Annotated in this window: 27 protein-coding genes; all 27 read right to left on the reverse strand. The window is 54.9% G+C overall.

Annotated elements, in window-relative coordinates:
- Positions 1 to 14 precede the first annotated feature (14 nt).
- The 27 genes from rpsD to tuf all read right to left on the reverse strand — a co-directional run bounded on the left by rpsD (position 15) and on the right by tuf (position 13612).
- Complete coding sequence (rpsD, locus tag CAG47_RS23740) at positions 15 to 635, reverse strand: 30S ribosomal protein S4 (protein ID WP_085688066.1); 621 nt, start codon at positions 633 to 635, stop codon at positions 15 to 17.
- An 18-nt stretch (positions 636 to 653) separates the two neighbouring features.
- On the reverse strand, positions 654 to 1043 hold the full coding sequence (gene rpsK / locus CAG47_RS23745) for a 30S ribosomal protein S11 (protein WP_002555466.1): 390 nt from the start codon (positions 1041 to 1043) through the stop codon (positions 654 to 656).
- A gap of 30 nt (positions 1044 to 1073) precedes the next feature.
- Positions 1074 to 1430 carry a 30S ribosomal protein S13 gene (rpsM, locus tag CAG47_RS23750; protein WP_042729624.1) on the reverse strand — a complete coding sequence of 119 codons (357 nt, stop codon included), beginning with the start codon at positions 1428 to 1430 and terminating at the stop codon, positions 1074 to 1076.
- Between the two features lie 130 nt (positions 1431 to 1560).
- Positions 1561 to 1677 carry a 50S ribosomal protein L36 gene (rpmJ, locus tag CAG47_RS28370; protein ID WP_002555468.1) on the reverse strand — a complete coding sequence of 39 codons (117 nt, stop codon included), beginning with the start codon at positions 1675 to 1677 and terminating at the stop codon, positions 1561 to 1563.
- Positions 1678 to 1701: 24 nt separating this feature from the next.
- Positions 1702 to 3033, reverse strand: a complete 1332-nt coding sequence (secY, locus tag CAG47_RS23755; RefSeq protein ID WP_143515918.1) for a preprotein translocase subunit SecY — start codon at positions 3031 to 3033, stop codon at positions 1702 to 1704.
- Complete coding sequence (gene rplO, locus CAG47_RS23760; protein WP_011336169.1) at positions 3034 to 3471, reverse strand: 50S ribosomal protein L15; 438 nt, start codon at positions 3469 to 3471, stop codon at positions 3034 to 3036.
- Positions 3472 to 3474: 3 nt separating this feature from the next.
- Complete coding sequence (gene rpmD, locus CAG47_RS23765; protein WP_003176408.1) at positions 3475 to 3651, reverse strand: 50S ribosomal protein L30; 177 nt, start codon at positions 3649 to 3651, stop codon at positions 3475 to 3477.
- 2 nt (positions 3652 to 3653) lie between these two features.
- Positions 3654 to 4154 carry a 30S ribosomal protein S5 gene (rpsE, locus tag CAG47_RS23770; RefSeq protein WP_085727998.1) on the reverse strand — a complete coding sequence of 167 codons (501 nt, stop codon included), beginning with the start codon at positions 4152 to 4154 and terminating at the stop codon, positions 3654 to 3656.
- A gap of 3 nt (positions 4155 to 4157) precedes the next feature.
- Entirely contained in the window at positions 4158 to 4508 is a 351-nt protein-coding gene (gene rplR, locus CAG47_RS23775; RefSeq protein WP_003186037.1) for a 50S ribosomal protein L18, read from the reverse strand.
- Between the two features lie 10 nt (positions 4509 to 4518).
- A complete protein-coding gene (gene rplF, locus CAG47_RS23780; protein ID WP_025129400.1) occupies positions 4519 to 5052 on the reverse strand; it encodes a 50S ribosomal protein L6 in 534 nt (177 codons plus the stop codon).
- 12 nt (positions 5053 to 5064) lie between these two features.
- On the reverse strand, positions 5065 to 5457 hold the full coding sequence (gene rpsH, locus CAG47_RS23785; RefSeq protein ID WP_003186040.1) for a 30S ribosomal protein S8: 393 nt from the start codon (positions 5455 to 5457) through the stop codon (positions 5065 to 5067).
- 208 nt (positions 5458 to 5665) lie between these two features.
- Entirely contained in the window at positions 5666 to 5971 is a 306-nt protein-coding gene (gene rpsN, locus CAG47_RS23790) for a 30S ribosomal protein S14 (protein ID WP_003176414.1), read from the reverse strand.
- Between the two features lie 13 nt (positions 5972 to 5984).
- Positions 5985 to 6524 carry a 50S ribosomal protein L5 gene (gene rplE, locus CAG47_RS23795; RefSeq protein ID WP_003210069.1) on the reverse strand — a complete coding sequence of 180 codons (540 nt, stop codon included), beginning with the start codon at positions 6522 to 6524 and terminating at the stop codon, positions 5985 to 5987.
- A 20-nt stretch (positions 6525 to 6544) separates the two neighbouring features.
- Complete coding sequence (rplX, locus tag CAG47_RS23800) at positions 6545 to 6859, reverse strand: 50S ribosomal protein L24 (RefSeq protein WP_003186046.1); 315 nt, start codon at positions 6857 to 6859, stop codon at positions 6545 to 6547.
- Between the two features lie 11 nt (positions 6860 to 6870).
- On the reverse strand, positions 6871 to 7239 hold the full coding sequence (gene rplN, locus CAG47_RS23805; protein WP_002555479.1) for a 50S ribosomal protein L14: 369 nt from the start codon (positions 7237 to 7239) through the stop codon (positions 6871 to 6873).
- 23 nt (positions 7240 to 7262) lie between these two features.
- Positions 7263 to 7529 carry a 30S ribosomal protein S17 gene (gene rpsQ / locus CAG47_RS23810; protein ID WP_003176419.1) on the reverse strand — a complete coding sequence of 89 codons (267 nt, stop codon included), beginning with the start codon at positions 7527 to 7529 and terminating at the stop codon, positions 7263 to 7265.
- A 2-nt stretch (positions 7530 to 7531) separates the two neighbouring features.
- Positions 7532 to 7723 (reverse strand): 50S ribosomal protein L29, encoded by a 192-nt coding sequence (gene rpmC, locus CAG47_RS23815; RefSeq protein WP_002555481.1) that lies wholly within the window; start codon positions 7721 to 7723, stop codon positions 7532 to 7534.
- Complete coding sequence (gene rplP, locus CAG47_RS23820) at positions 7723 to 8136, reverse strand: 50S ribosomal protein L16 (RefSeq protein ID WP_003228729.1); 414 nt, start codon at positions 8134 to 8136, stop codon at positions 7723 to 7725. Before rplP ends, rpmC begins: the two co-directional genes overlap by 1 nt.
- 12 nt (positions 8137 to 8148) lie before the next feature.
- Positions 8149 to 8835: a 30S ribosomal protein S3 gene (gene rpsC / locus CAG47_RS23825; protein ID WP_007970424.1), complete on the reverse strand. Its 687-nt coding sequence runs from the start codon at positions 8833 to 8835 to the stop codon at positions 8149 to 8151.
- A gap of 13 nt (positions 8836 to 8848) precedes the next feature.
- Complete coding sequence (rplV, locus tag CAG47_RS23830) at positions 8849 to 9181, reverse strand: 50S ribosomal protein L22 (RefSeq protein WP_003103908.1); 333 nt, start codon at positions 9179 to 9181, stop codon at positions 8849 to 8851.
- Between the two features lie 11 nt (positions 9182 to 9192).
- A complete protein-coding gene (rpsS, locus tag CAG47_RS23835; RefSeq protein ID WP_085585806.1) occupies positions 9193 to 9468 on the reverse strand; it encodes a 30S ribosomal protein S19 in 276 nt (91 codons plus the stop codon).
- A 16-nt stretch (positions 9469 to 9484) separates the two neighbouring features.
- A complete protein-coding gene (gene rplB / locus CAG47_RS23840; RefSeq protein WP_085728000.1) occupies positions 9485 to 10309 on the reverse strand; it encodes a 50S ribosomal protein L2 in 825 nt (274 codons plus the stop codon).
- A 14-nt stretch (positions 10310 to 10323) separates the two neighbouring features.
- The gene (gene rplW / locus CAG47_RS23845) at positions 10324 to 10623 is read right to left on the reverse strand and encodes a 50S ribosomal protein L23 (RefSeq protein ID WP_002555488.1); all 300 of its coding nucleotides are present in this window, start codon (positions 10621 to 10623) and stop codon (positions 10324 to 10326) included.
- Complete coding sequence (rplD, locus tag CAG47_RS23850; protein WP_003228735.1) at positions 10620 to 11222, reverse strand: 50S ribosomal protein L4; 603 nt, start codon at positions 11220 to 11222, stop codon at positions 10620 to 10622. The genes rplW and rplD overlap by 4 nt, the downstream gene beginning before the upstream one ends.
- 12 nt (positions 11223 to 11234) lie before the next feature.
- On the reverse strand, positions 11235 to 11870 hold the full coding sequence (rplC, locus tag CAG47_RS23855) for a 50S ribosomal protein L3 (protein ID WP_085728002.1): 636 nt from the start codon (positions 11868 to 11870) through the stop codon (positions 11235 to 11237).
- Between the two features lie 80 nt (positions 11871 to 11950).
- Positions 11951 to 12262 carry a 30S ribosomal protein S10 gene (rpsJ, locus tag CAG47_RS23860; protein ID WP_003186070.1) on the reverse strand — a complete coding sequence of 104 codons (312 nt, stop codon included), beginning with the start codon at positions 12260 to 12262 and terminating at the stop codon, positions 11951 to 11953.
- Between the two features lie 156 nt (positions 12263 to 12418).
- Positions 12419 to 13612, reverse strand: coding sequence for an elongation factor Tu (gene tuf / locus CAG47_RS23865; protein WP_010220303.1), 1194 nt, complete (start codon positions 13610 to 13612; stop codon positions 12419 to 12421).
- Positions 13613 to 13619: the final 7 nt, after the last annotated feature.

Here is a 13619-nt window from a genome sequence, read left to right on the forward strand (position 1 = left end):
CTATTTTCTAGCCCTTACTTGGAGTAGAGCTCGACAATCAGGCTTTCGTTGATGTCGGCGGACAGATCACTGCGAGCTGGAACGTTCTTGAAAACGCCCGACTTCTTCTCAGTGTCTACTTCTACCCATTCTACGCGGCCACGTTGGGCACACAGATCGAGAGCTTGGACAATGCGAAGTTGATTTTTTGCTTTCTCGCGAACAGCAACCACGTCACCAGCACGAACCTGGTAGGACGGAACGTTAACGGTCTGACCGTTTACGCTGATCGACTTGTGCGATACCAGCTGACGGGATTCGGCACGAGTCGAACCAAAGCCCATACGGTATACAACGTTGTCCAGACGGCATTCGAGCAGTTGCAGCAGGTTCTCACCGGTTGCGCCTTTCTTGCTCGCAGCAGCTTTGTAGTAACCGCTGAACTGACGCTCGAGAACGCCGTAGATACGACGGACCTTCTGCTTTTCACGCAGTTGGGTGCCGTAGTCGGACTGGCGACCGCGGCGTTGGCCGTGGATACCAGGTGCTGCTTCAATGTTGCACTTCGATTCGATCGCGCGCACGCCGCTCTTCAGGAAGAGATCGGTGCCTTCGCGACGAGCGAGTTTGCATTTTGGACCAATGTAACGAGCCATTCTTTACAATCTCCTGGATTACACGCGGCGCTTCTTCGGCGGACGGCACCCGTTGTGCGGGATTGGCGTCACGTCGGTGATGCTGGCGATCTTGTAGCCACAGCCGTTCAAAGCGCGGACTGCGGATTCACGACCTGGACCTGGACCTTTGACGTTGACGTCGAGGTTTTTCAGGCCGTATTCCAGCGCAGCTTGACCAGCACGTTCAGCAGCTACTTGAGCGGCAAACGGGGTGGACTTGCGGGAACCGCGGAAACCCGAACCACCGGAGGTAGCCCAGGAAAGAGCGTTACCTTGACGGTCGGTGATGGTCACGATGGTGTTGTTAAAAGAAGCATGGATGTGGGCGATGCCATCAACCACTGTCTTTTTAACTTTTTTACGAGGACGAGCAGCAGGTTTTGCCATGATTAAATTCCTGTCGATTCGCTGGGGCGATTACTTGCGGATCGGCTTACGCGGACCTTTACGGGTACGCGCGTTGGTCTTGGTACGCTGACCGCGTACTGGCAGACCACGACGATGACGCAGACCGCGATAGCAACCGAGGTCCATCAAGCGCTTGATTTTCATGTTGATTTCGCGACGCAGGTCACCTTCAGTGGTGAACTTCGCCACTTCGCCACGCAGCTGTTCAATTTGCTCGTCGCTCAGATCCTTGATCTTTGCAGCTGGGTTTACACCAGCGTCTGCACAGATTTTCTGTGCAGTAGTGCGACCAACACCATAGATGTAGGTCAGCGAGATAACAGTATGCTTGTTATCTGGAATGTTAACGCCTGCAATACGGGCCATTCAGTGGGACTCCAATTGACAGCTACCTACGCCCCGGAAGCCAAGAAATAGGGCGCGAGATAATATCGCTGTAATAACAAATAATCAACCCGGTAGCGCACTAGCTACCGGGTTTGAAGCACAATCACACTCAGCCTTGGCGCTGTTTGTGACGCGGTTCCGCGCTGCAAATTACTCGAACAACACCTTCGCGGCGAATAATCTTGCAGTTACGGCACAGCTTTTTCACCGATGCACGAACTTTCATCACCAACTCCTCGAACCTTATGGGTCAGCGCAGCATGCCGCTGCCGTAACCCTTCAGGTTGGCTTTCTTCATCAGGGATTCGTACTGGTGCGAAACGAGGTGCGATTGTACTTGGGACATGAAGTCCATCACAACCACGACGACGATCAGCAACGAGGTCCCGCCAAGGTAGAACGGAACGTTGGCTGCAACCACCAGGAACTGGGGCAACAGGCAGACGGCCGTCATGTAAAGAGCACCGAACATGGTCAAGCGAGTCAGAACGCCATCAATGTAGCGCGCAGACTGCTCACCTGGACGGATACCCGGAATAAAGGCACCGGACTTCTTCAGGTTTTCCGCTACGTCCTTCGGATTGAACATCAACGCCGTATAGAAGAAGCAGAAGAAAATAATCCCTGCACTAAACAGCAGAATATTCAACGGCTGACCAGGAGCGATCGACTGCGAGATGTCCTGCAACCAGCCCATACCTTCAGACTGGCCGAACCAGGCACCCAACGAAGCCGGAAACAGCAAAATGCTGCTCGCGAAAATAGCCGGAATAACACCGGCCATGTTCACCTTCAGCGGCAAGTGGCTAGTCTGCGCGGCAAAGACCTTGCGGCCCTGCTGACGCTTGGCGTAGTGAACAGCAATACGACGCTGACCACGCTCAATGAACACCACGAAACCGATAATCGCTACTGCCAGCAAACCGATGGCAACCAGGGCGAAGATGTTGATATCACCCTGACGTGCAGACTCGAAAGACTGCCCGATCGCTCTCGGAAGACCGGCGACGATACCCGAAAAAATCAACATCGAGATACCGTTGCCAACACCACGCTCAGTAATCTGCTCACCCAGCCACATCATGAACATCGCACCAGCCACAAACGTGGATACCGCGACGAAATGGAAGCCAAAGTCACCAGTGAACGCAACGCCCTGCCCCGCCAGACCAATGGACATGCCAATGGCCTGAACGAGAGCGAGGACGACAGTGCCGTAGCGGGTGTACTGGCTGATCTTGCGACGGCCAGCTTCACCTTCCTTCTTCAACTGTTCCAGCTGCGGACTGACGGCGGTCATCAGCTGCATGATGATCGATGCCGAAATGTACGGCATGATCCCCAATGCAAAAATGCTCATCCGTTCCAGTGCGCCGCCGGAAAACATGTTGAACAAGCTAAGAATGGTCCCCTCATTCTGTCGAAACAGGTCCGCGAGTCGGTCCGGATTGATACCTGGAACCGGGATGTGTGCGCCTATTCGGTAGACGATAATCGCCAGGAACAGAAAACGCAGACGAGCCCAGAGTTCAGACATGCCACCGCTTTTGCCGATCGCAGAGAGAGCACCTTGCTTAGCCATTTATTCCTCGAACTTGCCGCCAGCTGCTTCGATAGCCGCACGCGCACCTTTGGTGGCGCCGATTCCCTTGCCGATAGTGACAGCGCGAGCCACTTCACCGGACAGCATGATTTTCACACGCTGTACGTTGACGTTGATCACGTTGGCATCTTTCAGGGACTGCACAGTGACGATGTCGCCTTCCACTTTAGCCAGCTCGGACAGACGCACTTCTGCGCGATCCATGGCCTTCAGGGAAACGAAACCGAACTTCGGCAGGCGACGATGCAGCGGCTGTTGACCGCCTTCAAAGCCTGGAGCAATGGTGCCACCGGAGCGAGAGGTCTGACCTTTGTGACCACGGCCACCAGTCTTACCCAAACCGCTACCGATACCACGGCCCGGACGATGCTTTTCGCGGCGGGAACCCGGCGCTGGACTCAGATCATTGAGTTTCATCGATTAACCCTCGACACGCAGCATGTAGTAAGCCTTGTTGATCATCCCGCGATTCTCGGGAGTATCCTGGACTTCTACAGTGTGACCGATGCGACGCAGACCCAGACCCTTAACGCACAGTTTGTGGTTAGGGATACGGCCGGTCATGCTTTTGATCAGCGTAACTTTGACGGTAGCCATGATCAGCAGATCTCCTTGACGCTTTTGCCACGCTTGGCAGCAATGGATTCAGGAGACTGCATTGCTTTCAAACCCTTGAAAGTGGCGTGAACCACGTTTACCGGGTTAGTCGAGCCGTAGCACTTGGCCAGAACGTTCTGAACGCCAGCAACTTCGAGGACAGCACGCATAGCGCCGCCAGCGATGATACCGGTACCTTCAGAAGCAGGCTGCATGTACACCTTCGAAGCGCCGTGAGCGGACTTCATTGCGTATTGCAGAGTGGTGCCGTTCAGATCAACCTGAATCATGTTGCGGCGAGCAGCTTCCATTGCCTTCTGGATCGCAGCAGGCACTTCACGCGACTTGCCACGGCCGAAGCCAACACGGCCCTTACCGTCACCAACCACGGTCAACGCGGTGAAAGTGAAGATACGGCCGCCTTTAACGGTTTTGGCTACGCGGTTAACTTGAACCAGCTTCTCGATGTAGCCTTCGTCGCGCTTTTGGTCGTTATTTGACATAACTTAGAACTCCAGCCCAGCTTCACGAGCAGCATCAGCCAGCGCCTTGACGCGGCCGTGGTACTTGAAGCCAGAGCGGTCGAAAGCCACCTGCGAGACGCCAGCGGCTTTAGCACGCGTAGCGACCAGCTGGCCAACCTTAGTGGCCGCGTCGATGTTGCCGGTGGCACCATCACGCAGTTCTTTATCCAAAGTCGAGGCGCTTGCCAGGACTTTGTTGCCGTCGGCCGAAATGACCTGGGCGTAGATGTGCTGCGAAGAGCGGAACACGCAGAGACGCACGACTTCGAGTTCGTGCATTTTCAGGCGTGCTTTGCGAGCGCGACGCAGTCGAGTAACTTTTTTGTCGGTCATTTGCTATGCCCTACTTCTTCTTGGCTTCTTTACGACGGACGACTTCGTCCGCGTAGCGCACACCTTTGCCTTTGTACGGCTCTGGTGGACGGAAGTCGCGGATCTCGGCGGCCACTTGACCTACCAGCTGCTTGTCGATGCCCTTGATCAGGATATCGGTCTGGCTAGGAGTCTCAGCGGTGATGCCTTCCGGCAGTTCGTAATCCACTGGGTGCGAGAAGCCAAGAGCCAGGTTCAGCACTGTGCCCTTTGCTTGCGCCTTGTAACCAACACCGACCAGCTGGAGCTTGCGCTCGAAGCCTTGGCTTACGCCCTGGACCATGTTGTTTACCAACGCACGAGTGGTACCAGCCATCGCGCGAGTCTGTTGATCGCCGTTGCGAGCAGCGAAACGCAGCTCACCAGCTTCTTCAACGATCTCAACGGACGAGTGGACGTTCAGTTCGAGAGTGCCCTTGGCACCCTTCACCGAAAGCTGTTGGCCTGCGAATTTTACTTCGACACCGGCTGGCAGCTTAACGGGGTTCTTAGCGACGCGAGACATGCTTATCCCCCCTTAGAACACAGTGCAAAGAACTTCGCCGCCGACACCGGCAGCGCGCGCAGCACGATCAGTCATCACACCCTTGTTGGTGGAGACGATAGACACACCGAGACCGCCACGAACTTTTGGCAGATCATCGACGGACTTGTACTGACGCAGGCCTGGACGGCTAACGCGCTTCACTTCTTCGATAACCGGACGGCCTTCGAAGTACTTCAGCTCGATGGACAGCAGAGGTTTGATTTCGCTGCTGATCTGATAACCCGCAATGTAACCTTCGTCCTTCAGGACTTTGGCAACAGCTACCTTCAACGTGGAAGACGGCATGCTTACGACGGACTTTTCAGCCATCTGGGCATTACGGATACGAGTTAGCATGTCCGCTAACGGGTCCTGCATACTCATGGGCTAGACGCTCCTAATACAAAAAAATTAGCCTTGCGGCTATTGGTGTCGCCGAGAATCTCCGGGCATGAAAAACACGGGCTCAGGCGAGCCGGGTATTCTAGACACACGCCAGAAATGAATCAAGCCCCAAAAGGGGCTTGATCCAGATTCAAGGCCACCGGTGGTCAGGATCTTGCGATCCTGGACACCGAGACTTTGACAGTACTTACCAGCTGGCTTTAACCAGACCAGGTACGTCACCACGCATGGCAGCTTCACGCAGCTTGTTACGGCCGAGGCCGAACTTGCGGTAAACGCCGTGTGGACGACCGGTCAGGCGGCAGCGGTTACGCATGCGCGAAGCGCTTGCATCACGTGGCTGCTTCTGCAGGGCTACTGTCGCTTCCCAACGCGCTTCTGGACTTGCGTTCAGATCAACGATGATAGCTTTCAGTGCTGCACGCTTTTTGGCGTACTTGGCAACCGTGAGCTGACGCTTCAGCTCGCGGTTTTTCATGCTCATCTTGGCCATGGTCCTACTCCAATCAGTTGCGGAACGGGAATTTGAACGCACGCAGCAGAGCGCGGCCTTCATCATCGTTCTTGGCAGTGGTGGTCAGGGTGATGTCCAGACCGCGGAGAGCATCGATCTTGTCGTAGTCGATTTCCGGGAAGATGATCTGCTCTTTCACGCCCATGCTGTAGTTGCCACGACCATCGAAGGACTTGGCATTCAGGCCGCGGAAGTCGCGAACCCGAGGCAGGGAGATCGACAGCAGACGATCCAGGAACTCGTACATACGCTCACGGCGCAGAGTCACTTTGACGCCGATCGGCCAACCTTCACGGACTTTGAAGCCAGCGATGGATTTGCGAGCGTAGGTCACAACGACTTTCTGGCCGGTGATCTTTTCCAGGTCAGCAACAGCGTGCTCGATGACTTTCTTGTCGCCGATCGCTTCGCCCAGACCCATGTTCAGGGTGATTTTGGTAACGCGCGGAACTTCCATCACGTTCGAAAGCTTAAGTTCTTCCTTAAGTTTCGGAGCGATTTCCTTCCGGTAAATCTCTTTTAGTCGTGCCATGGTCTTCTACCTAGCAGTGTTCAAGCATCAACCGCTTTTTGGGTCGACTTGAAGACACGAATTTTCTTACCGTCTTCTACTTTGAAACCAACGCGGTCAGCCTTGTTGGTTTCGCCGTTGAAGATGGCGACGTTGGAAGCGTGCAGTGGCGCTTCTTTCTCGACGATACCGCCCTGTACGCCCGACATCGGGTTAGGCTTGGTATGACGCTTGACCAGGTTCAGACCACCAACAACCAGACGGTTGTCAGCAAGAACCTTCAGCACCTTACCGCGCTTACCTTTGTCTTTGCCGGCGATCACGATGATCTCGTCGTCACGACGAATCTTTTGCATGTCGGATCTCCTTACAGCACTTCTGGGGCGAGCGAGACGATCTTCATGAACTTCTCAGTACGAAGCTCACGGGTCACTGGCCCAAAGATACGGGTGCCGATCGGCTCTTGCTTGTTGTTCAACAGAACAGCAGCGTTGCCATCAAAGCGGATAATGGAGCCATCAGCACGACGTACGCCGTGACGAGTGCGGACTACAACAGCAGTCATCACTTGGCCTTTTTTCACCTTACCGCGAGGAATTGCTTCCTTGACGGTAACTTTGATGATGTCACCGATACCAGCGTAACGACGATGGGAGCCACCCAGCACCTTGATGCACATAACGCGGCGAGCGCCGCTGTTATCGGCCACATCGAGCATGGATTGAGTCTGAATCATATAATTTCTCCGACCCCTAGTCCTTAGACTTCCACAGCGCGTTCGAGAACATCAACCAGCGCCCAAGACTTGGTCTTGGCCAAAGGACGAGTTTCACGAATAGTGACTTTGTCGCCGATGTGGCACTGATTGGTTTCGTCGTGCGCGTGCAGCTTAGTCGAACGCTTAACGTATTTACCGTAGATCGGGTGCTTAACGCGACGCTCGATCAGAACGGTGATGGTTTTGTCCATCTTGTCGCTGACAACACGGCCAGTCAGCGTACGGACAGTCTTTTCGGCTTCAGCCATGATCACTTACCTGCCTGCTGGTTGAGCACAGTCTTCACGCGAGCGATGTCACGCTTAACTTGCGAGAGCAGATGAGACTGCCCCAACTGGCCAGTTGCTTTCTGCATACGCAGATTGAACTGGTCGCGCAGCAAGCCGAGCAGTTGCTCGTTCAGCTGCTGTGCGGATTTTTCACGAAGTTCATTCGCTTTCATCACATCACCGTCCGTTTAACAAAGGAGGTGGCGAGCGGCAGCTTTGCAGCAGCCAGGGCGAAAGCCTCACGCGCCAGCTCTTCAGAAACACCCTCGATTTCATACAGGACTTTGCCTGGCTGAATCTGGGCAACCCAGTATTCGACGTTACCCTTACCTTTACCCATCCGAACTTCGAGTGGCTTCTTGGAAATAGGCTTGTCCGGGAATACACGGATCCAGATCTTGCCGCCACGTTTTACGTGACGGGTCAGAGCACGACGCGCTGACTCGATCTGACGAGCGGTGAGACGACCACGAGCAACAGACTTCAGCGCGAACTCGCCGAAGCTGACTTTGCTACCGCGCAGTGCCAGACCACGGTTGTGGCCGGTCATCTGCTTGCGGAACTTCGTACGCTTTGGTTGCAACATTTGGCGTACCCCTTACTTGGCAGCTTTTTTACGAGGCGCTGGTGCTTGCGGCTTCAGCTCTTCCTGGCGACCACCAATCACTTCGCCTTTGAAGATCCAAACCTTTACACCGATCACACCGTAAGTGGTGTGAGCTTCGTAGTTGGCATAGTCGATGTCGGCACGCAGGGTGTGCAGTGGCACACGACCTTCGCGATACCATTCAGTACGTGCGATTTCAGCACCGCCGAGACGACCGCTCACTTGGATTTTGATGCCCTTGGCACCAATGCGCATTGCGTTCTGTACAGCGCGCTTCATAGCGCGACGGAACATTACGCGACGCTCCAGCTGCTGAGCTACGCTCTGCGCAACCAGCATACCGTCGAGCTCCGGCTTGCGGATCTCTTCGATATTGATGTGCACAGGCACACCCATTTGCTTGGTCAGGTCCTGACGCAGTTTTTCAACATCTTCACCTTTCTTCCCGATAACGATACCTGGACGAGCGGTGTGGATGGTGATGCGTGCAGTTTGGGCCGGACGATGGATATCGATACGGCTTACGGACGCGCTTTTTAGTTTGTCTTGGAGATACTCACGCACATTCAGATCTGCGAGCAAATAGTCCGCATAAGTCCGACCGTCTGCGTACCAGACGGAGGTGTGCTCCTTGACGATTCCCAGGCGAATGCCAATGGGATGTACTTTCTGACCCATCTCTTCGACTCCGTTACTTGTCAGCAACCTTGACAGTGATATGGCAAGACCGCTTGACGATGCGATCAGCACGGCCTTTGGCACGCGGCATGATGCGCTTCAGCGAACGCCCTTCGTTGACGAAAACAGTGCTGACCTTCAGGTCATCAACGTCTGCGCCTTCGTTATGCTCGGCGTTGGCTACGGCCGACTCCAGCACTTTCTTCATGATCTCGGCGGCTTTCTTACTGCTGAAAGCCAACAGGTTGAGCGCTTCGCCCACCTTCTTCCCGCGGATCTGGTCGGCGACCAAGCGGGCTTTCTGGGCGGAGATTCGAGCGCCCGACAACTTAGCGGCTACTTCCATTTCCTAACCCCTTAACGCTTGGCTTTCTTGTCAGCCACGTGCCCGCGATAGTTACGGGTACCGGCGAACTCGCCCAGTTTGTGGCCGACCATGTCTTCGTTCACGAGAACTGGGACGTGCTGACGACCGTTATGTACTGCGATGGTCAAACCGACCATTTGTGGCAGGATCATCGAACGACGCGACCAGGTTTTCACTGGTTTGCGATCGTTCTTTTCCGCCGCCACTTCGATCTTCTTCAGTAGGTGAAGATCGATAAAAGGACCTTTTTTCAGAGAACGTGGCACTGTCGTATCCCTCTATTTACTTGCGACGACGGACGATCATTTTGTCGGTACGCTTATTACCACGAGTCTTCGCGCCCTTAGTCGGGAAGCCCCATGGCGATACCGGATGACGACCACCGGAGGTACGACCTTCACCACCACCATGTGGGTGGTCAACCGGGTTCATGGCAACACCACGAACGGTTGGGCGAACGCCACGCCAGCGCTTGGCACCAGCTTTACCCAGCGAACGCAGGCTGTGCTCGGAGTTCGAGACTTCGCCCAGGGTCGCACGGCACTCAGCCAGCACTTTACGCATCTCACCAGAACGCAGACGCAGGGTCACGTAGACACCTTCACGAGCGATCAGCTGAGCCGAAGCACCAGCGGAACGAGCGATCTGAGCACCTTTACCTGGCTTCAACTCGATGCCGTGTACGGTGCTACCAACTGGAATGTTACGCAGTTGCAGGGAGTTGCCCGGCTTGATTGGAGCCAGAGCGCCTGCGATCAGCTGGTCGCCAGCACTCACGCCTTTAGGGGCGATGATGTAGCGGCGCTCGCCGTCTGCATAGCACAGCAGTGCGATGTGAGCGGTACGGTTTGGATCGTATTCGATACGCTCGACAGTGGCGGAGATGCCATCTTTGTCGTTGCGACGGAAGTCGACCAGACGGTAATGCTGCTTATGACCACCACCAACGTGACGAGTAGTGATGCGGCCATTGTTGTTACGACCACCAGACTTCGATTTCTTCTCGATCAGCGGTGCGTGAGGAGCGCCTTTATGCAGCTCCTGGTTGACCACCTTGACCACAAAACGGCGGCCAGGGGAAGTCGGTTTGCATTTAACGATTGCCATGATGCACCCCTTCCTTACTCAGCACTGCTGCTGAAATCGAGATCTTGGCCTGGCTGAAGGGAGATAACTGCCTTCTTCCAGTCATTACGCTTGCCCAGACCGCGAGCAGTGCGCTTGCTCTTACCCAGAACATTCAGGGTAGTTACGCGCTCTACTTTCACGCTGAACAGGCTTTCGACGGCCTTCTTGATTTCCAGCTTGGTTGCGTCAGTAGCAACCTTGAAAACGAACTGGCCTTTCTTGTCTGCCAGAACCGTAGCCTTCTCGGAAACGTGCGGGCCAAGCAGAACTTTAAATACGCGTTCCTGGTTCATCCCAGCAGCTCCTCGAATTTCTTCACGGCCGACACGGTGATCAACACCTTGTCGTATGCGATCAGACTAACTGGATCGGAACCTTGCACATCACGTACATCCACGTGTGGCAGGTTACGAGCAGCCAGGTACAGGTTCTGATCAACAGCATCCGACACGATCAGAACGTCGGTCAGGCTCATGTTGTTCAGTTTGCCCAGCAGGTCTTTGGTTTTCGGCGTTTCAACGGCGAAATCCTGAACCACGACCAGACGATCAGTACGCACCAGCTCAGCAAGGATGGAACGCATTGCTGCGCGATACATCTTCTTGTTCAGCTTCTGGGAGTGATCCTGTGGACGAGCTGCGAAAGTGGTACCGCCGCCACGCCAGATTGGGCTACGGATAGTACCGGCACGAGCACGGCCAGTACCTTTCTGACGCCATGGGCGCTTGCCGCCACCACGAACGTCGGAACGGGTCTTTTGCTGCTTGGAACCCTGACGACCGCCAGCCATGTAGGCCACGACTGCTTGGTGAACCAGCGTCTCGTTGAATTCGCCGCCAAATGTCAGTTCGGAAACTTCGATCGCTTGAGCGTCATTTACGTTTAATTGCATGTCAGCTTCCCCTTAACCGCGAGCCTTGGCTGCTGGACGTACAACCACGTTGCCGCCAGTAGCGCCAGGAACAGCGCCCTTGACCAACAACAGATTGCGTTCAGCGTCCACGCGCACTACTTCGAGGGACTGCACGGTCACGCGCTCAGCGCCCATATGACCGGACATTTTTTTGCCCTTGAATACACGACCAGGAGTCTGGCACTGGCCGATAGAGCCTGGAACGCGGTGGGATACGGAGTTACCGTGGGTGTTATCTTGCCCGCGGAAGTTCCAACGCTTGATCGTACCCTGGAAGCCCTTACCTTTGGACTGACCGGTTACATCAACCAGTTGGCCAGCGGCGAAGAGTTCAGCTTTGATCAGATCGCCGGCCTGGTACTCGCCTTCTTCAAGGCGGAATTCCATTACGGTACGACCGGCAGCAACGTTCGCCTTGGCGAAGTGGCCAGCCTGAGCTGCTGTTACACGCGAAGCACGACGCTCGCCGACAGTGACTTGCACTGCACGATAGCCATCGGTCTCTTCAGTTTTGAACTGGGTGACGCGATTCGGCTCGATCTCAATGACCGTGACCGGAATGGAGACACCTTCTTCGGTGAAAATACGGGTCATACCGCATTTACGACCGACTACACCAATAGTCATGTTGTAAACCTCATGAGTGTACGGGGCTTTCACCCGCTATGGCCGCCCATTTCAGAGCGTTACACGACCAAGACCGAGTCTTAGCCGAGGCTGATCTGCACTTCCACACCGGCCGCAAGATCAAGCTTCATAAGAGCGTCAACGGTTTTATCCGTTGGCTGGACGATGTCCAGAACACGCTTATGAGTACGGATCTCGTACTGGTCACGCGCGTCTTTGTTGACGTGCGGAGAAACCAGAACGGTGAACCGCTCTTTACGGGTAGGCAGTGGAATAGGACCACGCACTTGAGCACCAGTACGTTTCGCGGTTTCCACGATTTCCTGGGTTGATTGGTCGATCAGGCGATGGTCGAAAGCCTTCAACCTGATACGGATTTGCTGATTTTGCATTGGATTTCAGACTCCGGCTGCTATTCCCACCGGGCGCAATACGCCCGTTAAAAGGAGGCGCAATTCTATAGACGCCCCACATAGGTGTCAACCCAATAAAAAAGCCCCCGCTGAGCGGGGGCTTTTTCAAAGCATCAAAGCCATCTCAAAAAGAGATTACTCGATGATTTTGGCTACTACGCCAGCACCAACGGTACGGCCGCCTTCGCGGATTGCGAAACGCAGACCGTCTTCCATTGCGATGGTTTTGATCAGGGTAACAGTCATCTGAATGTTGTCACCTGGCATTACCATTTCAACGCCTTCTGGCAGTTCGCAGTTACCGGTCACGTCAGTAGTACGGAAGTAGAACTGTGGACGGTAGCCCTTGAAGAACGGAGTGTGACGACCGCCTTCTTCCTTGCTCAGAACGTAAACTTCTGCGGTGAACTTGGTGTGCGGCTTAACCGAACCCGGCTTAACCAGAACCTGGCCACGCTCAACGTCGTCACGCTTGGTACCACGCAGCAGAACGCCGCAGTTCTCGCCAGCACGACCTTCGTCGAGCAGCTTGCGGAACATCTCAACACCGGTGCAGGTGGTGGTGGTGGTGTCACGCAGACCAACGATTTCCAGTGCGTCTTGTACGCGAACGATACCGCGCTCGATACGACCAGTCACAACGGTACCACGACCGGAGATCGAGAATACGTCTTCGATTGGCATCAGGAACGGCTTGTCGATAGCACGCTCTGGCTCTGGGATGTAGCTGTCCAGAGTCTCTACCAGCTTCTTGACAGCGGTAGTGCCCATTTCGTTGTCGTCTTTGCCTTCCAGCGCCATACGAGCGGAGCCGATGATGATTGGAGTGTCATCACCTGGGAAGTCGTAAGTGCTCAGCAGGTCGCGCACTTCCATCTCTACCAGTTCCAGCAGCTCAGCGTCGTCTACCAGGTCAGCCTTGTTCAGGAAAACCACGATGTACGGAACGCCTACCTGACGGGACAGCAGGATGTGCTCACGGGTTTGTGGCATCGGACCATCAGCGGCCGAGCAAACCAGGATCGCGCCGTCCATCTGGGCAGCACCAGTGATCATGTTCTTCACGTAGTCAGCGTGACCTGGGCAGTCAACGTGAGCGTAGTGACGAATGTTCGAGTTGTACTCGACGTGCGCGGTGTTGATGGTGATACCACGAGCCTTCTCTTCCGGCGCGCTGTCGATCTTGTCGAACTCAACGACTGCGGAACCGAAAACTTCGGAGCAAACGCGAGTCAGAGCAGCGGTCAGAGTGGTTTTACCGTGGTCAACGTGACCGATGGTGCCAACGTTGACGTGCGGTAGGGAACGATCAAATTTTTCTTTAGCCACGACAATT

The sequence above is a fragment of the Pseudomonas sp. R37(2017) genome, assembly GCF_002113375.1.
In the GTDB taxonomy this organism is placed as follows: domain Bacteria; phylum Pseudomonadota; class Gammaproteobacteria; order Pseudomonadales; family Pseudomonadaceae; genus Aquipseudomonas.